The sequence below is a fragment of the Lonsdalea britannica genome (assembly GCF_946477055.1).
GTDB lineage: Bacteria > Pseudomonadota > Gammaproteobacteria > Enterobacterales > Enterobacteriaceae > Lonsdalea > Lonsdalea britannica_A.
The window spans coordinates 1-21,879 of record NZ_CAMKXG010000007.1 but is presented as its reverse complement, the minus strand read 5'-3'; the positions used below and the strand labels follow the sequence as shown (position 1 = coordinate 21,879).

Here is a 21,879-nt window from a genome sequence, read left to right as displayed (position 1 = left end):
CGGGGTTGAAAAAATAACGTTTTTACGCGGGGATAAGATTATTTCCTGACGTGAGACGCGCGGCGGGGAATTAAGCGTTCAGGTGTTTATCGTTGGCGATAACGATGTATTTTTACGCATCCGCCCGACCAGAAAATGTGGCAAGCGGACGCGTGATTATGGCGCTATGGGGCTGTCGTACCGTAGGCGATTTTATTGATGTACCAGGTTTTTCTCCCTGTTGGCGTTGGGACGTCCGCCTCTTCGTCGACGCTTTTTTTCAGCAGCGCCCGCGCCATCGGCGCATCGATAGAGATGTAGTCCTTGCGGCCGTAGATTTCGTCCGGACCGACAATGCGGAACAGCTTCACGTCGCCGTCCTCGTTTTCTACCTCGACCCACGCGCCGAAAAAGACCTTGCCGTCCTGCTGCGGCGAGTAATCCACCACTCGCACCACTTGCAGGCGTTTGCGCAGGTAGCGGACGCGTCGGTCGATCTCACGCAGTAGACGTTTGTTGTACTGGTAGTCGGCGTTTTCGCTACGGTCGCCCAGACTGGCGGCCCAGGCGACTTTTTCTGTGATTTCCGGTCGGCGCTCTTTCCACAGGTAATTGAGCTCCTGATGCAGGGACTCATATCCTTCACGGGTAATAAGATCGGTTTTCATACGTCTCGGTTAAAAATCTATGTTATTAAATCTCGGTGTTACGACGAATCGTCTATCAACGATAACGGAATTCATGTTGTCTATATGTCATTATCTTCGAATATGGACAAAGGAAATGTTTGATTACAACGTATTTTTATATGGTTTGTAACAATTATGATTAGAATATATACCAGAAAAGATTGTCCAGTGTTTAACAAGTTTTGAACAATATCAACATAGGCGTTCATCCCGTCTTTGGAGCATAAAATGCAAGAGAATTACAAAATTCTGGTCGTTGATGACGATATGCGTCTGCGTGCGTTATTGGAACGTTATCTGACGGAACAAGGGTTTCAGGTCCGCAGCGTCGCCAACGCGGAACAGATGGATCGTCTGCTGACGCGTGAGTCCTTCCACCTCATGGTGCTGGACCTGATGCTGCCGGGCGAAGACGGCCTGTCTATTTGCCGCCGCCTGCGTAGTCAGAGCAACCCGATGCCGATCATCATGGTGACCGCGAAAGGGGAAGAGGTGGATCGTATCGTTGGGCTGGAAATCGGCGCGGACGACTATATTCCGAAACCGTTCAACCCGCGTGAGCTGCTAGCCCGTATTCGTGCAGTGTTGCGTCGTCAGGCTAACGAACTGCCGGGCGCGCCGTCTCAGGAAGAAGCGATTGTCGCTTTCGGCAAATTCAAACTGAACCTGGGGACGCGCGAAATGTTCCGCGACGACGAGCCGATGCCGCTGACCAGCGGTGAGTTTGCCGTACTAAAAGCGCTGGTCAGCCATCCGCGTGAGCCTCTGTCTCGCGATAAGCTGATGAATCTGGCCCGTGGTCGTGAATACAGCGCGATGGAGCGCTCCATCGACGTACAGATCTCACGTCTGCGCCGCATGGTCGAGGAAGATCCGGCGCACCCGCGTTATATTCAGACCGTTTGGGGTCTGGGCTACGTCTTCGTCCCGGACGGCAGTAAGGCATGAGACGCTGGCGCTTCTCTCCGCGTAGCTCCTTCGCCCGTACGCTGTTGCTGATTGTCACCTTGCTGTTCGTCAGCCTGGTGACCACCTATCTTGTGGTGCTGAACTTCGCGATCCTGCCGAGTTTGCAGCAGTTCAACAAGGTACTGGCCTATGAGGTCAGGATGCTGATGACCGACAAGCTGCAGCTGGAAGACGGTTCTACGCTGGAAGTGCCGCCGGCCTTTCGGCGTGAGATCTACCGGGAGCTGGGCATTTCGCTGTACACCAATGCCGCCGCGGAAGAGAGCGGATTGCGCTGGGCGCAGCACTATCAGTTTCTGAGCCAGCAGATGGCGCAGCAGCTGGGCGGCCCGACGGAAGTGCGTGTCGAAGTCAGTAAAAATACCCCGGTCGTGTGGCTGAAAACCTGGCTGTCTCCCGACATCTGGGTGCGCGTGCCGCTGACCGAAATTCATCAGGGCGATTTCTCGCCGCTCTTCCGTTATACCCTGGCGATTATGCTGTTGGTGATCGGCGGCGCCTGGCTGTTTATCCGGGTGCAGAACCGACCGTTGGTGGAACTGGAACACGCCGCGCTGCAGGTCGGGAAAGGGATTATTCCGCCGCCGTTGCGGGAGTATGGCGCGTCCGAAGTGCGATCGGTGACCCGTGCGTTCAACCAGATGGCGGCAGGCGTCAAGCTTCTTGCGGACGACCGTACCTTGCTGATGGCGGGCGTTAGTCACGATTTGCGAACGCCGCTCACCCGTATTCGTCTGGCGACGGAGATGATGGACAAAGAAGATGAATATCTGGCGGAGTCGATCAATAAGGATATCGAAGAGTGCAACGCCATCATCGAACAGTTCATCGACTATCTGCGTACCGGTCAGGAAATGCAGATGGAGATCGCCGACCTCAACAGTATTTTGGGTGAGGTGGTTGCTTCGGAAAGCGGTTATGAACGTGAGATCGACAGCGAGTTTTGGGATGGCGAACTGATGGTTAATGCCAGCCCGCTGTCTATCAAGCGCGCGGCGCTGAATCTGGTGGTCAACGCGACGCGCTACGGTAACGGCTGGATTCGTGTCAGTAGCGGCAGCGAACTTCAGCGTGCCTGGTTCCAGGTGGAGGATGATGGCGAGGGCATCGCCCCCGAAGATCTCAAACACCTGTTTCAGCCGTTTGTCCGCGGCGATAGCGCGCGCAGCACCAGCGGCACCGGTCTGGGGCTGGCCATCGTGCAGCGTATCATTGATGCGCATCATGGTTCGCTGGAAGTGGGCAGTAGCGAACGGGGGGGACTGCTGGTCAGAGTCTATCTGCCGCTGACCTACGCCAGAACGGCGCTGGAACCCACCGCCGCGTCGGATAATCTCCCCAGCGCGTAAAGTGCAGGCTTTTCCCTTTATCGCCGGTTTCCCGACCGGCGATACTTCAAGCGGATTTCGCATCGTTAGGTTCGCTTCCCGATTTATCCTTTCATTATCGTTAGGGCTTTCTTGACCTCGAGAACGCGATAACCGCAAGCGTTATCTCCTGGCATCTACTTTTCTTTTGCAAACACCATCCCGAAAACGATAAACCATAGCGAAGCTGACTCTTGCCTGCTTTCGGGCGGGTGATACGCGACGTCTTGCCGTCCGTTGAGCAAAAAAAATGCCTGCGGTTGCAGGCATTTGTGATGGTTTAGCTTATGGCGTATCAGATCTTCGGACCGGCGGCGACCAGTGCGGCACCTGCTGGGGTATCGGTGTATTTATCGAAGTTGGCGATAAACCTCTGAGCCAGATCTTCGGCATTCGCTTCCCACTGCGCGGCGCTTTCATACGTATCGCGCGGATCCAGAATCGACGGGTCCACACCGGCCAGCGCGGTTGGGATCGACAGATTGAAGATAGGCAGCGTTTTCGTTTCCGCCTCTTCGATGCTGCCATTCAGAATGGCGGCGATAATACCCCGCGTATCCTTGATGGAAATGCGTTTGCCGGTGCCGTTCCAACCGGTATTCACCAGATAAGCCTGCGCGCCGGAGGCCTGCATCCGTTTCACCAGCACTTCGGCATACTGCGTGGGATGCAGCGTGAGGAAGGCGGCGCCGAAGCAGGCGGAGAATGTCGGCGTTGGCTCTGTAATGCCGCGCTCTGTTCCAGCCAGTTTGGCGGTGAATCCGGACAGGAAGTGGTATTGCGTCTGATCGGACGTCAGGCGAGACACCGGCGGCAGCACGCCGAACGCGTCCGCGGTCAGGAAAATCACCTTGGTGGCATGACCCGCTTTGGAAACCGGTTTGACGATATTCAGAATGTGATCGATCGGGTAGGACACCCGGGTGTTTTCGGTTTTCGACCCATCGTCGAAGTCGATGCTGCCGTCTGCGCGCACGGTCACGTTTTCCAGCAGCGCGTCACGCTTGATGGCGCCGTAGATATCCGGCTCGGCTTCCTGCGAGAGTCTGATGGTTTTGGCGTAGCAGCCGCCTTCGAAGTTGAAGACGCCGTCGTCGTCCCAGCCGTGTTCGTCATCGCCGATCAGCTGGCGGTTAGGATCGGTGGATAGCGTGGTTTTACCCGTACCGGAGAGGCCGAAAAAGACCGCCACGTCGCCCGCTTCGCCGACGTTGGCGGAGCAGTGCATGGAGGCGATGCCTTTCAGCGGCAGCAGGTAGTTCATGATGGCGAACAGTCCCTTCTTCATTTCGCCGCCGTACCATGTTCCCCCGATTAGCTGAATGCCTTCGGTGAGGTTAAAGGCGACGAAGTTCTCCGAGTTCAGCCCTTGCTCCTGCCAGTGCGGATTGGTGCACTTGGCGCCGTTCAGCACGGTGAAGTCGGGGACGAAGTCGCGCAGCTCTTCTTCGCTGGGACGGATAAACATGTTTTTCACGAAGTGCGCCTGCCAGGCGACTTCGGTGATGAAACGGACTTTCAGCCGGCTGTCAGGGTTAGCGCCGCAGTAGGCATCGACGACAAAAAGGCGTTTCCCGGAGAGTTGCTCGCCGACCAGTTGCTTCAACTGTTGCCAGACGTCCTGGCTGAGCGGATGGTTGTCATTCTTGCCGGTGCCCTGATCGGCCCACCAGACGGTATCGCGGGTCACATCGTCACGGACGATATATTTATCTTTCGGTGAACGACCGGTGAAAATACCGGTGTTGACGGCGACCGCACCTAGCTCAGTTTCGATGCCGCGTTCGTAACCTTCTAATGTAGGGGATGTTTCTTCTTCAAACAGTAAATCGTAGCTCGGGTTATAGACGAGTTCGCGGATATCGTGAATGCCGTAAGCGGAAAGCGCCTGTGACATCTGGCCGTTAATCTCCATGTGGCTACTCCTCAATGGGTATTGTCCTACTGCCTAATAGTGTAGGGCCAGAGCTTATTTTAACTACGAGAACTATCATAAAATTAAATAAATTCTTTAATAACTTTGCTTATTCTTGTGACGCAAAAGTAATGAAAATGTGATATCGAGCACAGATTGAAAAGAAAGGGCGCTTTCAGGCGCCCTTTGAAGCGGTGGGATTAGTGCAGATTGGTGCGTGAGGCGGACTGACGAATGTGGTCGATGTCGGCCGCATTGAAGAGGTAATGGCTTCCGCAGTAATCGCAATGCATGTCGATGTTGCCGTCCTGCGCCAGAATATCGTCCACTTCACTTTCCGACAGCGTCAGCAAAGCATTCTCACAGCGCTCGCGCGAGCAGTGGCAATGGAAACTGACCGGCTGCGGCTCGTATACCGTCACTTCTTCCTGATGATACAGGCGGTACAGCACCTCATTCGCGGGCAGAGAGAACAGCTCCTCGCCTTTTACCGTCGTCGTCAGCTGAGAGAGATGGTCGAAGTCGTCCCGGCTGCCTTCCTGAGCTGGCAGCACCTGTAGCAGCATACCGGCGGCGCACGGTTTACCGTCGTGCTCGCCGGTACGGATAAACAGGCGCGTCGGCAGCTGTTCTGACTGCAGGAAGTAGTTTTCCAGGCAGGCTGCCAGCGTGTCGCCTTCAAGCCCGACAACGCCCTGATAGCGCTCACCTTCGGTCGGGGTGATGGTGATCACCAGATAGCCGTTGCCGATCATATCGTGCAGCGAGCTTTCAGGCGCGATATCGCCCTGCAGGCGAGCTACGCCGCGCATCTGCTGAGCATGGTTGCCGTTGATGACGGCCAGCTTCAGCGGCCCATCGCCCTGTAGCTGAACCGTAATGTCGCCATTGAATTTCAGCGTCGCGGTCAGCAGGCTGGTGGCGACCAGCAGTTCGCCGAGCAGCGTTTGCACGGGAGCCGGGTAGTCGTGATTCTCCAGGACCTGCTGGAGCGTGTCGCTGACCGTGACCAGTTCACCACGTACGGCGTGGCTTTCGAACAGGTAACGGTGTAATTGATCGTGTGTGGACATAATATTTTCTCGCGGCGACGGCGGATTATTCCGCATCGCTGTATTTAAATTTAATCAAATCCCGGCGCTCTTTTTTATCTGGGCGACGGTCGGGGTGGGGCATGGACAGCGCGTTCATTTTTCTTGCCTGCGCCATGTTTTCCCGTTTTTCGATACTGACCTCGGTTTCCTGATACATCGCCTGCGCCTGAGGTGCGGACCGGCGCTGTGCGCAGATCTCCAGAATCACGATGGTGCGTTCGTCGTTGCCCTGACGTAGTTTGAGTTCGGCATTCAGCTCGACCAGTTTGCTGGGCTTGCTGCGCTGACCGTTATAGTGAACCTTGCCGCCTTCAACCATATCGCGGGCGACGGCGCGGGTTTTGTAAATCCGTGCCGCCCACAGCCACTTGTCCAGCCGGACCGCGCTGGTGTCTTCATGCTGGCTGGCTTTGCTCATATGTGCTCCTCAAAAACCGGTGGCGCCTGTGAAGGCGGGGATCAGCGTCCGGTAATCGTTGGTCGCTGGATGGCGGTGGAACGTTTTATCCTCGGGCAGACTGGAGTCCGGGTTGCTGACGCCCAGACAGTAGCCGATCCCGAACGTCTTGGCCGCGTCCAGAATGGGTTCGCTATCATCCACAAACAAGGTCCGCGCAGGGTCGAATCCGATCTGAGCCTGCACCGCCTGCCATAAACGCTGATCTTCTTTCGGAAAGCCATAAGTATGGGTGGAAAGTAATAAATCAAGGTGCTGATCGAGCCCCGTACGTTCAATTTTAACCGACAGGCTGTGCGGATGGGCGTTCGTCAGCAAAACCGTATGGTGACCACTGTCTCTCAATGCACGGAGAAAAGGCGCGGTATCGTCCCGAAGCCGTGCGCGTGAAGCGATGTCTCGCGTCATCTGACGTATATCCAGATCCAGCTGTTGGCTCCAGTAGTCGAAGCAGTACCAGTTAAGCGTATGCTGGACGGACTGGTATTCGTGAGCCATCTGCGATTTTGCTTCTTCCAGAGAGATGCCGCGCCTTTCGCTGAGCGTTTGCGGCACCAGCTGCAGCCAAAAGTAGCTGTCGAAAGCGAGGTCAAGCAAGGTGCCATCCATGTCCAACAGCACGGTATCTATCTCATTCCAATCAAGTTCGGAAATCATTATCACTCCGGCAAAGAGGCCATTGCCGCCGGAGGCGGCCGTCAGGCTGAGGGGATTTGTCCGTCAGTATACCGGTTTAAGGCGAATGATTTCACGACGGACGAGAAGCGCTGCCGTGTAACGCAGGCGTCGCGGAGGTCTCCGGCGCCAGATATCTGGCGTAGTACTGTTGGATGTCGGCAATGCGCTGTTTGCTCCGGCGATGCTTCATGACCAGCTGTACGACGTTGATGATGAACACGCTCGTAAACAGCAGAAGCAGAATGCAGCTACCGAGGTAGCGCCACAGCGTGACCGCATCGGGTTCGCTATGAAGCGAAATATGGCGAGTGCCGTTAGCATCCAGAGAAATGGCGGTGATGACGCCGCTGGCTTCGAATGATGTGTGCAGCAACATCGCGGACAGGCGCTGCAGTTCCTGCCACTGTTCCGCCGGTCGATACTCCGGCAACGGCGTCATGGGTTCTGGATGGGTGACGAACTGGTTGCCTTCATCGCTACGGATGAGGAACCCCGCTGGCGGCGGGCTGTTCAACGTATTGGTGGCGTTGCGAAGCTCCTGCAAATAAAAATAGTCCGTGGCGTTGTTGACCAACGTATCCAGCGTTTCGGCACTCACGGGGCGCAGGATGACGCTGGTGCCTTTCAGCGCGCCGGAGCTGGCGCGTCTGACCAGCACGTTCCAGCTTTTCACGTTGCCGAGATTAATCAGCGCGTTTTTAAGACGCGTACAATCCTCTTCCTTTTCGCACAAGTCTTCGGTTTTCAGCACGATGTCGGAAAAGTCATTCAACAGAATCATGCCGGACTTCTGGATCGCGCTGGCTAACGGTGAGCTGGCTCCGTCGCCATTCGTCGAAGGATGCAGCTGGTCGTTAACCGTGGCGCGCAAGGCGATAGTTTTTTCGATGATGTCGGATTCAGGCAGCGGTAGCGGGTCGGCTTTATTCCAGTAGATGGCGGAACAGTCGAAGGGCTGGAAAGCCGATGTGCTGGGAGGCATGGGGCCATGATCTACGGGGGGGACGTAACACATGCCGGTGCCGTGTACCTGCAATGTATCGCCGACATGGAGCGGCATCCGTTCCAGTTCATCGACCTGTGTGACCTTGATGTTGTTCGCGCCCTTAATCCAGGCGAGGCTAAGCTTGAGCGGGAGATCGAGCGGCACGTAACTCAACAGCAGCAGGCTGCACAGCGCGCCGCAGGCCAGCACCAGATTCTTGCCGCGTTTCTGCAAGGGAAACTTTTTGACTTCATTGTGCAGCGACAGATATTTTCCCTGCCGTACGACCTGCCGGTTTTGATAGATGTCCACATCGGTCTTTTTCCCCAAATCGTGGCCGATGTAGGGTTGCCAGTGTGGGGGATAAATCAGATCGATGTTGCCGAGAGAGATATTGCCTAGACGGCTTTGGTTAGATTCGCCAAAAAGCCCCAGACACTGCGGCGTACCGTTCAGACAGTGGACGTCCTGCAGCTCTTTTTCTCGGGGGGAACGAAATAGCTGCCAGCAGCCCCATGCGGCCAGCAGACAGGCGGTGCCCGCCAGCCACGGCAGCACCGCCAGCGGGCTGTTGAGGCTGAAGACCAACAGAAAAAAGGCGCAACACAGCACGGCGGCGTCTTTAAGGCCGCGAGAACGATGCGTGGCGTACTCTTCCCGCGTTTCTTTGCGCACGGAAAGCAGTTCGGTATGTTCGTTTTCTTCCGGGAGGATTGACGCGTTGCCAATCGGCAGTTCGCGGTTGTTCGAGGAATCGTGGTTGTTGATGTATTCCGTGATCGAGTGTCCGTTGAGAGAAATAACCAGCGGCATAGAACGCGTGGTGATTAGCTCGATCTCGTTATTTTGCGTGATGTACTGTTCCCAACTGGGAGGCAGGTGAACTTCTTGCGTATCAATGAAGTATCGCCATTTATTTGGCGCGTCAGTGCTGAGCCCATAGCGAGTAATGCTGTGCGTGATGGGGTAAACGCGGTTGCTGAGCAGAGAACGTGTCAGACGCGGGGAAGACGCCGACGCAGTAAGCGGCAGCGTATTGTCAGCATCTTTCGACACCAAATAATGTTCTACAGCCTTGCGTTCCGTTGAGGTCAGCTGGCGATGTCCAGAGACGACGGGCAGGCGTTTGGCAAAAAGAAAACGACGATACATGCGATAGCCAATGAAACCCCCTACCGCAATCAGACAGGCTAACAATACAGACAATATGATGAGTATTGTACTCATATCATTACCATCCAACAGCGTCAGGTTTCCTCTGTTTTTTTCGGATACTAACAAAGATACATAGGCTATGTTATCCCATCTAGCTTTGCTGGCTGCCTTTGCTAACTGAATTTATACATTCTTGTCTTGATCCTTGGATGCTAACAAGGCCAGACATGAACAAAAATGAGGATAATCCTATTTTTTTTTCATCCAGGCGCCTCTCTGGTTTACATGAGTAAAGCTTATGTGTTCAAGGTGTTGCAATCTTGTTGTTTTGGTATGGTAAAGTTGCAGGCAACAACGCAATTGCCGCAAAATGCCCGTACCGATCATGCTGTGAAGCGTACCAGTATTTTTCCAACTGTGCGGTCAGCGACAGCTAATTTCCTCTGTAACCGGGGCTTCTATGGATAATAACCTGCAAAAACCCAAAATTCTCGGGGTTGAAACCGTAGCCCGCTCGCGTCTGTTTAATGTCGAATCGGTGGATCTGGAGTTCAGTAACGGCGAGCGCCGCGTGTATGAGCGGATGCGCCCTTCCGGCCGGGAAGCGGTGATGATTGTGCCGATGATTGGCGATGATTTGCTGCTGATCCGCGAATATGCGGTGGGGATTGAGCAGTATGAGCTGGGCTTTCCCAAAGGGCTGATCGATGCGGGAGAGACGGTATATGAAGCGGCTGACCGCGAATTGAAGGAAGAAGTCGGGTTTGGTGCGGAGCACTTCGAACTGCTGGCGACGTTGACGCTGGCCCCGTCCTATTTTTCCAGCCAAATGAATATCGTCATTGCCCGTGGGCTTTATCCGCAGCGCTTACAGGGCGATGAGCCGGAGCCGTTGATCCCGGTACGTTGGCCGCAGGCGCAGATGATGTCACTGTTACAGGAGCCGGATTTCCGTGAGGCGCGTAATGTCAGCGCACTGTTTCTGGCGCACGCCCACCTTTTCTCGCCGTCCTCTCAGAAATAGCCCCATTTCGATAGGCAGCAGGCGCGCTGGGTTCAGCGCACCTGCCTGTTACGTAGTTAGAATAACTCTTCGGATTGACCGCTACCGGCGTCGTACAACGTCGTACCGGAATCATGGGTCGCGTGTTCTGTCGGCTGCGTCCCGTCGATAAAGTATTCCTGACGGCTATTGCCGCCCCCGTCGGACAGCATGCCCGTGCTGCGGTCGATTGTGACGGTGGTAATGCCCGGTGGTGGGGTCATCTTCTGCTCCGGTACGCCGCTCAGTGCGACTTTCATGAAGCTATCCCAGGCTGGTTGAGCGCTCTTGGCGCCCCCTTCGTATCCGGAAATTTGATCGCGGATCGCACCTGAAAGAGTTGAGCGCCCCAGATCGCGACGATGATCGTCGAAGCCAATCCAGATGGACGTCACAATATTCGGTCCATAGCCGGAGAACCAGGCATCCTTGGAGTTGTTGGTCGTCCCCGTTTTCCCACCGATATCATGGCGTTGCAGCACTTTCCCTGCGCGCCAGCCGGTTCCCATCCAGCCCGGTTCGCCGAAGACATTACTGTTCATGGCGTCCTTGATAAGGAAGGCCAGCGGCGTGCTGATGACGTGCGGCGCATACGGCTGATTGGCCTGTCGCGCTGCTTCCGGCGGCGTAATCGGATCGGGTTGCGGCGCGGCGTTCGGCTGCGAATGCTCCTGAGACGTGGCGACATTTTCCATTGAGTCTGGAGAGAGTTCGACGGAACGTTGAGTTTCACCGTAAATGACCGGCAAATTACAGCTGTCGCAAACGATTTTCGGTGCCGCGGCGAACAGCGTATTACCGAAATCATCGACGATCTTGCTGATAAAATACGGGTCGACCAAATAGCCGCCGTTCGTCATGACCGAATAACCGCGAACCATCTGCAACGGCGTAAACGCAGCCGCCCCCAGCGCCAGCGACTCGGTGTGAACGATGTTCTGCTGCGGGAAACCAAAGCGCTCCAGATAGTCGGCCGCATAGTCCACGCCCATCGCGCGCATCGCGCGTACCATCACGACGTTTTTGGACTGTCCCAAACCCTGACGAAGTCGGATTGGGCCATCATACTGCGGCGGGGAGTTTTTCGGACTCCAGTCGGAACCGGCACCCGGATCCCAGCGGGTAATTGGGGCGTCGTTCAGCAGGGTGGCGAGCGTCAGCCCTTTGTCCATCGCCGCCGTGTAGAGGAACGGTTTAATGTTCGACCCGATCTGGCGCAAAGCCTGAGTGGCGCGGTTGAACTTGCTCTGGTTGAAGTCGAAGCCACCCACTAACGCCAGAACGGCGCCGTTATTCGGGTCTAAAGACACCATCGCGGAATTGACGTCAGGCACCTGAGCCAGCCACCAGACGTTGTCGACTTTACGCACCCAGATCTGCTGGCCCGCCTGCAGGACATCGGTCACGCGTCGCGGAATGGCGCCTTGCAGATAGTCGGTTTTAAACGGACGCGCCCAGCGTACGCTTTCCAGCGGCAGAACGACTTTTTCGCCAGAGGAGAGTGTTGCGGTGGCCTGATCGGCGGCAGAGGCCGTGACCACCGCTGGCTGCAGTGGTCCGTAGACCGGCAGTTTCTTCAGGGCTTCAATGATTTTCTTTTCGGGCCAGGCCGGCATACCGACTTTCCACAGCTCCTGGTCCGCTCCGCGGTAACCGTGGCGCATATCGTAGTCGATCACATTGTTGCGTACGGCGTCATCCGCGGCCTGCTGGAGTTTCCGGGTGATGGTGGTGTAGACCTTGTAGCCGTCGTTGTAGGCGCCGTCGCCATAACGTTTCACCATTTCCTGACGTACCATTTCCGCCATATATGGCGCGGAGAAAGCGATTTCAGGCGCGTGGTAGTCGGCCTCCAATTTCTCACTTCTTGCCTGATCGTACTGAGCTCGCGTGATGTAGTTTTCATCCAGCATACGCGATAACACTACGTTGCGGCGGGCAAGCGCGCGGTCATATGAGTAGAGCGGGTTGAAGGTCGATGGCGCTTTGGGCAGACCGGCGATCATCGCCATTTCACCCAGCGTAAGCTGATCCACCGTTCGGCCAAAGTAGACCTGCGCCGCCGCGCCGACGCCGTACGCGCGATATCCCAGATAGATCTTGTTGAGATAGAGCTCGAGGATTTCATCCTTCGTCATCATCTGCTCAATGCGGATGGCGAGAAAAACTTCCTTAACCTTACGCAACAGGGTGCGCTCCGGGCTCAAGAAGAAGTTACGCGCCAGCTGCTGAGTGATGGTACTCGCGCCCTGAGACGCATGGCCTGACATCATCGCAATCGATGCCGCACGCAGGATGCCCTGCGGGTCGATACCGTGATGTTCATAGAAGCGGCTGTCTTCCGTCGCGATAAAAGCATGCACCAGCTCGGGCGGGATCTGGGACAGTTGCAATGGAATACGGCGTTTTTCGCCGAACTGAGCGATGAGCTCGCCGTCGGCGCTGTAGACCTGCATCGGGGTTTGCAAACGGACGTCTTTGAGCGTCGCGACATCGGGTAACTGAGGCTCAATATAGCGATAAAGGCCATAGAGCGAGGCGGCTCCCAGCAGAATGCAAGTTACTGCAAGGATGAATAAATACTTTACGAGCTTCACCTGAGATTTTCCATTCAGTAGCGGTTGAATAGTTTATAAGCAATCGGGCGCTAAGTATAAAGGTAAGCCAGCAATGAGAACACGTTCTTTTAGCTGACGATAAGGAGATCGAACATGGCTTACCACATCTGGCGGGTTGGATTGGATATACAAAATGGCGTCGTGCGCGCTCTGGCGGTGCAACGTCGCCGTGATGGCTGGCAACTGCGCCACTGGTGGCAATTACCGTTGCCGGGCGATACGTTACGCGCCGGTAGTCTACATGATCCAGACTCACTTTGTGAGGTGCTTCATCAATGGCGGCGGGAATTGCCGCGCTTCATTTCTTTGCGCATCGCACTGCCGCCTGCGCTGATATTTCAACAGCGAATGGCGGCGCCCGATCCCCGATTGCGTGAGCCGGAACGTAGCGGATATATCGAAAAGATGGCGTCGCGCACGCTTCCGGTGAGTCGGGATGCGTTGGCGCTCGACTATCGAGACGACCCGCACACTCCCGATACAGTACTGGTGACGGCTGCGAGGAAGACCGCGCTAACAGCATGGTTGTCCTGTCTCGCCCGTGCCGGGCTGTATGCCGACGTAGTGGATATCAGTCCCTGCGCCCTTCGCTGTGTGGCCAGACAGGTTGGGATTTCTCCCCATGCGCCGCTGTTGCACCGCTTCGAGGACAGCTGGCTGTGGATCTCGCCAGTCGGACAACCGCTAGACTTCGGTACGTTCACATCGCAAGACTCGGGCGAGCATGCCACGCTATTCGATTATATCCGCGAGATAGACGAGCGTTTTCCGGCCTCTGCGCATTATCCGGTTTACCTGAGTTCGTCGGTTCCGAATACGGATATCGGTGACGCGGAACGCCTGATCCCGTGGTCGCCGCTGGCGGCATTCAGCTATCAGCAACCGCCGTTGCCGACGGAGCCGTCGACGTTTGCGATCGCGGCCGGATTGGCGCTGCGTCCGGGGGATGACTGATGCCAATGGTCAATCTGCTTCCCTGGCGCCGTCGGCAGCTAATTCGGCGTATGCGCCTGTGGAGCCTGCTGTTGACGGCGCAGCTTGCGATAGCGGCGTTTGTCATCGCGGGAGACTACCTGACCTCTCAACGGCAGCATGCCATGCTGGCGCAGCGCATTGCTCAATTGCAATCGGCCAGACTAGTCCATGAGGCGCAGTATCAACGCGTTCTTGAGAACACTCAGCAACAGGCGGCGGAACAGGTCCAGCAGACGTTGAGTGAACAGGGGCAACGCCACAATCGGCGCTACCAGGAGCTCTTAAAACACCTGCCCCGGCTGATGCCGGAGGCGCTATGGCTAACGGAAATCAGCGATAGCGAACACGGTCTGCTGCTGTCAGGTGTCAGCCATCACTATCAGGCGATTGTCGATTTCTCCAGACGTCTGGCCGGTCAACCGCTGGCTGCTGGTCCCGTACTTCGACAAACCCGTCGACATTCGACTGACGCGGCATTGCTGGAATTTACGCTGCAGTTGGGGAAAACAGAGAGTACCCATGGTGTGACGCCTGTTGGGAGAAAGGAAAAATGAGGCATGTCTCTCCCTTCGTTTGTCGGTGGTTCAGTACTCCAATGCGCACGCTGTTAACGACACAATGCGGGCTGGTCGCGGCGCTTTCGCTGGTGTTTTGGGGCACGGTGAACAGCGGATTACGTCAGCAAACGGCGTTATTGCAGGAATAGCGGCAAAGAGAGCAGGAGTCGGTCGTACAGTGGCAGAAAAGGCTGGCGGGGTTGCCAGCTCCGGTCGCTTTGCCATCCCGTTCAGCGGCACGGCCGTTGGAGAATCATCGTTGGCAGTCTGGCATTGGATTACCCACTGAAGCGTTACATGAGTCCGGCGGACAGCTCATCTCCTGGTCCCCGCACTCTCCTGACGGTGGTGACAGCGAGGAAAACCGATGGCTGCTGGTCTTTAATGCTGACTATGTGGGCATAAGACGGTTTATTACCCGGCTCAACGCTTCCAACGTTGTTCCCCGCATCGACCGACTGGTGATGAGGCGTACGGAGGAGGGCATTCGTACCGAACTACTACTGCATCCTCCCTCGCCTGAAAAGCGAGGACCGTAATGGCAAGGGACTCAGGCTTTTTCAACGGAAAAACGTACGTCGCGCTCGCTTGCCTGTCGCTAACGTTGATTTCGGGGGACGCAGTGCCTGCTGCGCTGACGTCGGAGGATGAGAGGGATCCGTTTCAGCCGCAGACAGCGCACTGCGTTATGCCCGCATCCACGGCGCAGTGGCGGCTGCAAGGACTGGTTGGTGATACCTCTCGCTGGGTAGGGTGGGTCAAACAGGCGGGAAATGTGTGGCTGAGGGTGAAGTATGACGAGACTGTACCGCCTACTGACGGCATCGTGGCGCAACTGGATCATGCGCATGGCATGCTGCGGCTGTCTCCTTTGCAGGGCGATTGCCCTGTTTCGGAAATTCCACTGTCTTCGCCGTTTTCCGACTGGTCACAAGGAGTTGTGCCATGATGTATTGCCGGGTTTTACGAATGCGAATAGCGATGGTTCGCGGTGTTCTGCTGGCGTGTCTCTGCGTTAATCAACCTGTCCTGGCGCAGGATGCGCTCCCCGTCTCGCTGGCTTTCGACGATGTTCCGGTCTCGCGCGTGTTGCAGGCGCTGGCGGAGCATCAGCGATTGAATCTTGTCGTTGCGCCGGGCGTGGAGGGAAATATCAGCCTTCAGTTGGATAATGTTCCCTGGCAGCAGGCGATGGATATCACGCTGAAAATGGCCGGTCTGACGGTGGAGCGGGAAGGCGATGTACTGATGGTCTATCCCCGTGGAAACCTGTCGGACATGCCGCCGGCAGAGCAAGCATCTCAGCGCGCGGAACCCCTGAAGAGTGCGTCTTTCATGCTGCACTATGCGGAGGCGAGCGACGTCGCCGCCAGTTTGCAGGGGCAGCGCGGCACGTTGTTGAGTGAACGGGGGCGAGTCGCGGCGGATAAACGCACCAACACATTACTGATAAGGGATGAAGCGGCGGCGATCACGGAGATTCAGTCCTGGATTCTTGAAATGGACAAACCGCTGGCACAGGTGCAACTGACGGCTCATATCGTGACGATAGGCAGCGAACAGCTGGAGTCGTTGGGGGTGAACTGGGGGTTGGGTGAACGCGTGGACGCGGGTAAAGCCCCTGGCGTGAATCGTTTTGCGATCGATCTGCCGGTAACGACGCCCGCCATTAAAGCGGGCTTTCATCTCGCCCGGCTTGACGGCCGACTGCTAGATCTGGAGTTGCAGGCGCTGGAACAGGAAAACGCGGTGGAGATTATCGCCAGTCCGCGGCTGTTTACCGCTCATCGCCAGACGGCCAGCATCAAGCAGGGGACCGAGATCCCTTATCAGGTGTCGAGCGGCGCGAGCGGTTCGACGTCGATAGAGTTTAAAGAAGCGGTACTAGGCATGGAAGTGACGCCGCGCGTACTACCTCAAAACCGGATCAGCCTGAATCTGCTCATCAGCCAAAACATGCCGGGAAGAGCCATAAAACAGGGCGAAGGAGAGATACTGGCGATTGATAAGCAGGAGATCCAAACGCAGGTAACGGTCACCGACGGTGAAACAATTGTATTAGGTGGTATTTTTCAGCAGCAGAAAAATCAGGCTGAAAATCGAGTACCCGGTCTGGGTAACTTACCGGTCGTGGGCGGCTTATTTAAAAACCGCAGTCAGCAAAATACGCGGCGCGAGCTGGTGATCTTCATCACGCCAACGCTTATTCACGACGCGCCACGGAGCGATTTATAGCGTTATCGGTTGTGACGAAGGAAAACTATGCAATTTATCAATAATTCCGTTCACCGTTTGACGATGCGGCGGTTTTAGCATACAAGGATTAGCGAATTGAGTACTGAAGTGTCGTTCCATCGGCGATGTCGATAACTTACATCATCCTTATTTGGATAATGTGAAATTTTATTAGGTTGCCAAACTACCCTGAGTATTGAGATAATTTTTTGTCTGATTCTCGCACTATCGCTCATGAGGTTTCAGTTTAGGTTCCGCCGCAGGTTACATGGCGGGGCGGGTTATCATTAACGAATTTCTTAGTAATACCAAAAAAATGGCAGAGAAACGCAATATCTTTCTGGTTGGGCCTATGGGTGCCGGCAAAAGCACTATTGGCCGTCAGTTAGCTCAGCAACTCAACATGGAGTTCTTCGACTCCGATCAAGAAATTGAGCGACGTACCGGGGCTGATGTGGGCTGGGTATTTGATGTGGAAGGCGAAGAAGGCTTCCGCGAGCGCGAAGAGAAAGTCATTAATGAATTGACGGAGAAACAAGGGATCGTGCTAGCAACCGGCGGCGGTTCGGTGAAAACACGCGAAACCCGCAATCGCCTTTCTGCGCGAGGCGTTGTCGTGTATCTGGAAACCACCATCGAGAAGCAGTTAGCCCGCACGCAGCGCGATAAAAAGCGCCCGTTGTTGCAGGTTGAGGCCCCTCCGCGCGAAGTACTGGAAGCGTTAGCGAGAGAACGTAATCCACTGTACGAAGAAATCGCAGACATTACGATTCGCACCGATGAACAAAGCGCCAAGGTAGTTGCCAACCAGATCATCAGCATGCTGGAAAACAACTGATTTTGTATAGCCGCCTGCACTCTACGGGCTTCCGACAGGTCATGGAACGCGCATGGAAAGAATTATCGTCACTCTCGGGGAACGCAGTTATCCCATTACGATAGCCGCTGGATTATTCAGCAACGCAGACTCTTTTTTGCCGTTAAAAGCGGGCGAACAGGTTATGTTGGTGACCAATGACACATTGGCGCCGCTCTATCTGGACGCTGTGCGGACCGTCTTGGAAGACGCAGGGGGGCGGGTTGATCAAGTGATTCTTCCCGACGGAGAGAAGTACAAATCTCTGACGGTGCTTGATCAGGTCTTCTCCGCGCTATTGGAGAAACCCCATGGCAGGGACACCACGTTGGTGGCGCTGGGCGGCGGCGTTATCGGTGATTTAACCGGTTTCGCGGCGGCCTGCTATCAGCGCGGCGTTCGCTTCATTCAGGTTCCTACCTCTCTCTTGGCTCAGGTCGATTCATCCGTCGGTGGTAAAACCGCGGTGAATCATCCTTTAGGCAAAAACATGATTGGCGCTTTCTATCAACCGGCATCCGTCGTGATAGATATCGACTGTCTGAAAACGCTGCCCGCCAACGAACTTTCCTCTGGTCTGGCCGAAGTCATCAAATACGGCATCGTATTCGACAGCGACTTTTTTGCCTGGCTGGAAACTCATATCGACGCAGTGCGCGCTCTAGATAACGCCTCGGTGGCTTACTGTATTCGACGTTGCTGTGAACTCAAGGCTGAAGTCGTCGCGGCCGATGAACGTGAAAACGGCCTGCGCGCCTTGCTGAATTTAGGCCACACTTACGGCCATGCGATTGAAGCTGAAATGGGTTACGGCAACTGGCTGCATGGCGAAGCCGTGGCGGTGGGGACGGTCATGGCCGCACAGGCTGCACGTCGCCTCGGCCTGCTGGACTCGGCAGACGTTGATCGCATCAAAGCCCTGTTGACGCGAGCCGGGCTGCCGATTACGGGGCCAGCTTCTATGACCCCTGAGTCTTATCTGCCGCACATGATGCGCGACAAAAAAGTATTGGGTGGTGAGCTGCGTCTGATATTGCCGACAGCTATTGGTCAGGCCGAGATACGCAGCGGCGTCACCCATGATGTGGTTCTGGCTTCCATTGCTGATTGCCTTTCCTGACATAGACTTAGTGATAAGTCTCCCTGTAGGGGCGATGGTTTTTATTTGTACTATGATACCTGATGATATAGCTATTCGCGGCGGTTGCATCACCACGAGCAGCTGCCGTTCAGTTGGAGGGGTATAGATGGGTGAGTTCAATCCGGAAGACGAGCTGAAGCCGGATACCAGCGATCGTCGGCCACAGCGCCAGCAGAAGAGAAAGCAGGGATTGACCCTGCCCAGCGTGGCGCTATCCAAACAGCATGTCATGATTGGCATCGGCATTATCGTGCTGGTATTGCTGATTGTCGCCGTCGGGGCTGCGCTTCAGTCGCCGAGTAAAGATGCGACGCCGCCCGCGGCGTCTGGCGGCGGTTCGAAGAATATTGCGCTTTCATCGCCTTCGGCTTCACCGGCTGATGCAACCGCGCCTGCTGCACCACAGACGTCGCTTCCGGGCCAGACACAGGCTGGTGAGCCACAGTCTTTGAGTGCGCCTCCGGTGGCCGAAGCGCCGACTCAGGCGCCGTTGCCCGCTCAGGACAAGAACCAGCAGCGTATTGAGCTGCCGGGCAACATGATGGATACGCTCTCTCAGCCGCAGCAACAGCAGCAGTTAAATGCCTTGGTACAAACAGACGTGACGTTGCCGACTTCGCCGGCCTCAGTATCACCTGGCAGCAAAGCTCGCCCTCCGCGTGAGACGACGACGGCTCTCCGCCCCGGCACAGAGAAACCGCGTCATACAGACGCCACTGGCTCGTCGCACAAGGCTCCCGCTAAAAACAGCAGCGTGTCCAACGCGCCGACGACAGCCATCACGCCAGCACCATCAGGAAAGTCAGTTTTACCTGCTGGCGGCGCTCAGGCTAATGGTTCGATTAAAAACGCACCGGCCAGCCACTTTACGCTTCAACTGAGCGGTGCGTCTCGCGAAAGCTCGCTGCAGGCCTATGCCAAATCGCAACGACTGACGAATTATTGGGTCTATCAGACTCAACGAGATGGTAAACCCTGGTATGTGCTTGTGAGCGGCGTTTACGCCTCTTCAGATGAAGCCAAACGAGCCGTTGCATCACTGCCAGCCGATGTTCAGGCCAAGAAACCATGGGTTAAGCCGATCCGTCAGGTGAAGCAGGACTTGAGCAAGTAACACCAATTAGCCCTGATGTGCTGTCTGAAACAGAGTACAATCCGCGGCTCTGAAAAGTATGAGTAACTAACGACGGCATGAAGAAAAACCGCGCTTTCTTAAAATGGGCTGGTGGTAAGTATCCGCTGGTAGAAGAGATTCGCCGATATCTACCAGCGGGAGATTGCTTAATCGAACCCTTTGTGGGTGCCGGCTCGGTGTTTCTCAATACCGACTACGACAACTACATCCTGGCCGATATCAACAGCGATCTCATCAATCTGTACGATATCGTTAAAACCAACACTGAACATTTCATCCGCGATGCCCGCGAGTTATTCACGCAAGAAATGAATACCTCGGACATTTTCTATCTGTTGCGCAGCGAATTTAATGCTTGCGACAACGCTTACCGACGCGCGTTACTGTTCCTCTATCTCAACCGCCACTGTTACAACGGATTATGCCGGTATAACATGAGCGGCGAATTTAACGTGCCGTTCGGGCGTTATAAGAAACCCTATTTTCCTGAAGACGAACTGCGCTGGTTTGCGCAAAAGGCTCAAAACGCCACGTTCGTCTGCGAGCACTATCGGGATACGCTGACCAAGGCGAAGCAGGGCTCCGTGGTGTATTGCGATCCACCTTATGCGCCGCTGTCCGCCACCGCGAATTTCACGGCGTACCACACCAATAATTTTAATCACGACGATCAGCGCGATTTGGCGCTGCTGGCACAGCAGCTCTCGGCGGAAAGCCAAATACCGGTATTGATTTCCAATCACGATACGGAGCTGACGCGCGAGTGGTATCAGTCGGCCTCATCGCTGTACGTGGTCAAGGCCCGGCGGACGATTAGCCGCAACATTGCGGGCCGCAGTAAGGTGAACGAACTGCTGGCATTGTACCGCGGCGTCGAGTTAGGGTAAGCAGGCTGAAAAGCCCCGCGCTATCGCTAAAACAGAGGCTGTACGAGTCCTTTTAAACCCGAAGTGGCTTCGGCAGCAATATGCAGACTTGATGGTTTGGAGAAGCGAATGAAACCGTTTTTAATCGCCCCGTCTATATTGTCGGCTGACTTTGCCCGGCTGGGAGAGGACACCGCAAAAGCGCTGGCGGCGGGCGCCGATGTCGTCCACTTCGACGTCATGGATAATCATTATGTTCCCAACCTGACGATGGGACCGATGGTGCTCAAGGCGCTGCGAAATTACGGCATTACCGCCCCGATTGACGTACATCTGATGGTTAAGCCGGTTGATCGCCTGATCCCGGACTTTGCCGAAGCTGGCGCCAGTTACATCACCTTTCATCCAGAAGCCTCAGAGCACGTCGACCGATCGCTGCAGCTGATTAAAGATCACGGTTGCGGCGCAGGACTGGTGCTGAACCCGGCGACGCCATTGAGTTGTCTGGATTACGTCATGGATAAGCTGGACATCATTCTGCTGATGTCGGTCAACCCCGGCTTCGGCGGCCAATCGTTCATTCCCTCTACGCTCACCAAACTGCGTCAGGTGCGTAAGCTCATCGATGACAGCGGATACGACATTCGTCTGGAAGTCGACGGCGGCGTCAAAGTCGACAACATCGGTGAGATCGCCACCGCCGGCGCGGATATGTTTGTGGCGGGGTCGGCGATTTTCAATCAGCCTGACTATCAGGCGGTGATCGAGAGCATGCGTCAGGCATTGTCGAAGGTGTCCCATGGCTGAATACAACGCCGTGCGCGGGCTGGCTTTCGACCTGGACGGCACGCTGGTTAACAGCGCGCCGGGCTTGTCTCAGGCGCTGGACAGCGCGATGCGGTCTCAAGGGCTGCCTGAGCCGGGCGAAGCCTTACTGACGACCTGGATCGGCAACGGCGCCGACAAAGTCATCGAACGAGCGCTACGCTGGGCCAATATTGACCCTTCGCCTGAGCGGATGCAGTCCGCGCGCAAACAGTTTGACATCGCTTACGCAGAAACGGTTGATGCTGGCAGCCAGCTGTATCCCGGGGTCAAAGACACGCTGCAAGCGCTGGCCGCTCGCAACGTACCTATGGCTCTGGTAACGAATAAACCGACCCCTT

At 55.7% G+C, this 21,879-nt stretch carries 21 protein-coding genes; 14 read left to right on the top strand and 7 right to left on the bottom strand.

Features of this window, described 5'->3' with window-relative positions; translation table 11 throughout:
- Positions 1–164: 164 nt before the first annotated feature.
- Positions 165–647 (bottom strand): transcription elongation factor GreB, encoded by a 483-nt coding sequence (gene greB, locus Q7O77_RS01350; RefSeq protein WP_026741292.1) that lies wholly within the window; start codon positions 645–647, stop codon positions 165–167.
- A 249-nt stretch (positions 648–896) separates the two neighbouring features.
- Between greB and ompR the strand changes: the two genes are divergently transcribed.
- Both ompR and envZ read left to right on the top strand, forming a co-directional pair.
- Positions 897–1,616, top strand: a complete 720-nt coding sequence (gene ompR / locus Q7O77_RS01345; RefSeq protein ID WP_026744242.1) for a two-component system response regulator OmpR — start codon at positions 897–899, stop codon at positions 1,614–1,616.
- Complete coding sequence (gene envZ / locus Q7O77_RS01340) at positions 1,613–2,986, top strand: two-component system sensor histidine kinase EnvZ (RefSeq protein WP_304162703.1); 1,374 nt, start codon at positions 1,613–1,615, stop codon at positions 2,984–2,986. The genes ompR and envZ overlap by 4 nt, the downstream gene beginning before the upstream one ends.
- Before the next feature lie 313 nt (positions 2,987–3,299).
- Here envZ and pckA read toward each other — a convergent pair whose 3' ends face one another.
- The 5 genes from pckA to Q7O77_RS01315 form a co-directional block, all read right to left on the bottom strand.
- On the bottom strand, positions 3,300–4,919 hold the full coding sequence (gene pckA / locus Q7O77_RS01335) for a phosphoenolpyruvate carboxykinase (ATP) (RefSeq protein ID WP_304162699.1): 1,620 nt from the start codon (positions 4,917–4,919) through the stop codon (positions 3,300–3,302).
- 200 nt (positions 4,920–5,119) lie between these two features.
- Entirely contained in the window at positions 5,120–5,992 is an 873-nt protein-coding gene (gene hslO / locus Q7O77_RS01330; RefSeq protein ID WP_085652621.1) for an Hsp33 family molecular chaperone HslO, read from the bottom strand.
- 25 nt (positions 5,993–6,017) lie between these two features.
- On the bottom strand, positions 6,018–6,431 hold the full coding sequence (hslR, locus tag Q7O77_RS01325) for a ribosome-associated heat shock protein Hsp15 (protein WP_085652618.1): 414 nt from the start codon (positions 6,429–6,431) through the stop codon (positions 6,018–6,020).
- 9 nt (positions 6,432–6,440) lie between these two features.
- Positions 6,441–7,127, bottom strand: coding sequence for a GMP/IMP nucleotidase (gene yrfG, locus Q7O77_RS01320; RefSeq protein ID WP_304162695.1), 687 nt, complete (start codon positions 7,125–7,127; stop codon positions 6,441–6,443).
- A gap of 91 nt (positions 7,128–7,218) precedes the next feature.
- Positions 7,219–9,360, bottom strand: a complete 2,142-nt coding sequence (locus Q7O77_RS01315; protein ID WP_304162692.1) for an intracellular growth attenuator family protein — start codon at positions 9,358–9,360, stop codon at positions 7,219–7,221.
- A 388-nt stretch (positions 9,361–9,748) separates the two neighbouring features.
- Between Q7O77_RS01315 and nudE the strand changes: the two genes are divergently transcribed.
- The gene (nudE, locus tag Q7O77_RS01310) at positions 9,749–10,312 is read left to right on the top strand and encodes an ADP compounds hydrolase NudE (RefSeq protein WP_085652615.1); all 564 of its coding nucleotides are present in this window, start codon (positions 9,749–9,751) and stop codon (positions 10,310–10,312) included.
- A 56-nt stretch (positions 10,313–10,368) separates the two neighbouring features.
- Here nudE and mrcA read toward each other — a convergent pair whose 3' ends face one another.
- Positions 10,369–12,927 (bottom strand): peptidoglycan glycosyltransferase/peptidoglycan DD-transpeptidase MrcA, encoded by a 2,559-nt coding sequence (gene mrcA, locus Q7O77_RS01305; protein WP_304162687.1) that lies wholly within the window; start codon positions 12,925–12,927, stop codon positions 10,369–10,371.
- A gap of 114 nt (positions 12,928–13,041) precedes the next feature.
- Here mrcA and pilM point away from each other — a divergent pair, with 114 nt between their 5' ends.
- The 11 genes from pilM to Q7O77_RS01250 form a co-directional block, all read left to right on the top strand.
- Positions 13,042–13,902 (top strand): type IV pilus biogenesis protein PilM, encoded by an 861-nt coding sequence (gene pilM, locus Q7O77_RS01300; RefSeq protein WP_304162685.1) that lies wholly within the window; start codon positions 13,042–13,044, stop codon positions 13,900–13,902.
- The gene (locus Q7O77_RS01295; protein ID WP_304162682.1) at positions 13,902–14,477 is read left to right on the top strand and encodes a PilN domain-containing protein; all 576 of its coding nucleotides are present in this window, start codon (positions 13,902–13,904) and stop codon (positions 14,475–14,477) included. The genes pilM and Q7O77_RS01295 overlap by 1 nt, the downstream gene beginning before the upstream one ends.
- 248 nt (positions 14,478–14,725) lie before the next feature.
- Positions 14,726–15,019, top strand: coding sequence for a hypothetical protein (locus Q7O77_RS01290; RefSeq protein ID WP_304162679.1), 294 nt, complete (start codon positions 14,726–14,728; stop codon positions 15,017–15,019).
- Positions 15,019–15,429, top strand: a complete 411-nt coding sequence (locus Q7O77_RS01285; protein WP_304162676.1) for a HofP DNA utilization family protein — start codon at positions 15,019–15,021, stop codon at positions 15,427–15,429. The genes Q7O77_RS01290 and Q7O77_RS01285 overlap by 1 nt, the downstream gene beginning before the upstream one ends.
- The gene (hofQ, locus tag Q7O77_RS01280; protein WP_304162752.1) at positions 15,429–16,715 is read left to right on the top strand and encodes a DNA uptake porin HofQ; all 1,287 of its coding nucleotides are present in this window, start codon (positions 15,429–15,431) and stop codon (positions 16,713–16,715) included. The genes Q7O77_RS01285 and hofQ overlap by 1 nt, the downstream gene beginning before the upstream one ends.
- Positions 16,716–17,031: 316 nt before the next feature.
- The gene (aroK, locus tag Q7O77_RS01275) at positions 17,032–17,553 is read left to right on the top strand and encodes a shikimate kinase AroK (RefSeq protein ID WP_026741304.1); all 522 of its coding nucleotides are present in this window, start codon (positions 17,032–17,034) and stop codon (positions 17,551–17,553) included.
- A gap of 52 nt (positions 17,554–17,605) precedes the next feature.
- Positions 17,606–18,691 (top strand): 3-dehydroquinate synthase, encoded by a 1,086-nt coding sequence (gene aroB / locus Q7O77_RS01270; protein ID WP_304162673.1) that lies wholly within the window; start codon positions 17,606–17,608, stop codon positions 18,689–18,691.
- Between the two features lie 127 nt (positions 18,692–18,818).
- On the top strand, positions 18,819–19,826 hold the full coding sequence (locus tag Q7O77_RS01265; protein ID WP_304162670.1) for an SPOR domain-containing protein: 1,008 nt from the start codon (positions 18,819–18,821) through the stop codon (positions 19,824–19,826).
- A gap of 77 nt (positions 19,827–19,903) precedes the next feature.
- A complete protein-coding gene (dam, locus tag Q7O77_RS01260; RefSeq protein ID WP_085652607.1) occupies positions 19,904–20,734 on the top strand; it encodes an adenine-specific DNA-methyltransferase in 831 nt (276 codons plus the stop codon).
- Positions 20,735–20,842: 108 nt separating this feature from the next.
- On the top strand, positions 20,843–21,520 hold the full coding sequence (rpe, locus tag Q7O77_RS01255; protein ID WP_304162665.1) for a ribulose-phosphate 3-epimerase: 678 nt from the start codon (positions 20,843–20,845) through the stop codon (positions 21,518–21,520).
- The coding region (locus Q7O77_RS01250) for an HAD family hydrolase (protein WP_304162662.1) at positions 21,513–21,879 on the top strand (367 nt) is incomplete at its 3' end. The genes rpe and Q7O77_RS01250, both read left to right, overlap by 8 nt.

Coding starts and splice junctions, on each gene's coding strand:
- greB (WP_026741292.1), bottom strand. CDS start 647: ATGAAAACCGATCTTATTACCCGTGAAGGATATGAGTCCCTGCATCAG.
- ompR (WP_026744242.1), top strand. CDS start 897: ATGCAAGAGAATTACAAAATTCTGGTCGTTGATGACGATATGCGTCTG.
- envZ (WP_304162703.1), top strand. CDS start 1,613: ATGAGACGCTGGCGCTTCTCTCCGCGTAGCTCCTTCGCCCGTACGCTG.
- pckA (WP_304162699.1), bottom strand. CDS start 4,919: ATGGAGATTAACGGCCAGATGTCACAGGCGCTTTCCGCTTACGGCATT.
- hslO (WP_085652621.1), bottom strand. CDS start 5,992: ATGTCCACACACGATCAATTACACCGTTACCTGTTCGAAAGCCACGCC.
- hslR (WP_085652618.1), bottom strand. CDS start 6,431: ATGAGCAAAGCCAGCCAGCATGAAGACACCAGCGCGGTCCGGCTGGAC.
- yrfG (WP_304162695.1), bottom strand. CDS start 7,127: ATGATTTCCGAACTTGATTGGAATGAGATAGATACCGTGCTGTTGGAC.
- Q7O77_RS01315 (WP_304162692.1), bottom strand. CDS start 9,360: ATGAGTACAATACTCATCATATTGTCTGTATTGTTAGCCTGTCTGATT.
- nudE (WP_085652615.1), top strand. CDS start 9,749: ATGGATAATAACCTGCAAAAACCCAAAATTCTCGGGGTTGAAACCGTA.
- pilM (WP_304162685.1), top strand. CDS start 13,042: ATGGCTTACCACATCTGGCGGGTTGGATTGGATATACAAAATGGCGTC.
- Q7O77_RS01295 (WP_304162682.1), top strand. CDS start 13,902: ATGCCAATGGTCAATCTGCTTCCCTGGCGCCGTCGGCAGCTAATTCGG.
- Q7O77_RS01285 (WP_304162676.1), top strand. CDS start 15,019: ATGGCAAGGGACTCAGGCTTTTTCAACGGAAAAACGTACGTCGCGCTC.
- hofQ (WP_304162752.1), top strand. CDS start 15,429: ATGTATTGCCGGGTTTTACGAATGCGAATAGCGATGGTTCGCGGTGTT.
- aroK (WP_026741304.1), top strand. CDS start 17,032: ATGGCAGAGAAACGCAATATCTTTCTGGTTGGGCCTATGGGTGCCGGC.
- aroB (WP_304162673.1), top strand. CDS start 17,606: ATGGAAAGAATTATCGTCACTCTCGGGGAACGCAGTTATCCCATTACG.
- Q7O77_RS01265 (WP_304162670.1), top strand. CDS start 18,819: ATGGGTGAGTTCAATCCGGAAGACGAGCTGAAGCCGGATACCAGCGAT.
- dam (WP_085652607.1), top strand. CDS start 19,904: ATGAAGAAAAACCGCGCTTTCTTAAAATGGGCTGGTGGTAAGTATCCG.
- rpe (WP_304162665.1), top strand. CDS start 20,843: ATGAAACCGTTTTTAATCGCCCCGTCTATATTGTCGGCTGACTTTGCC.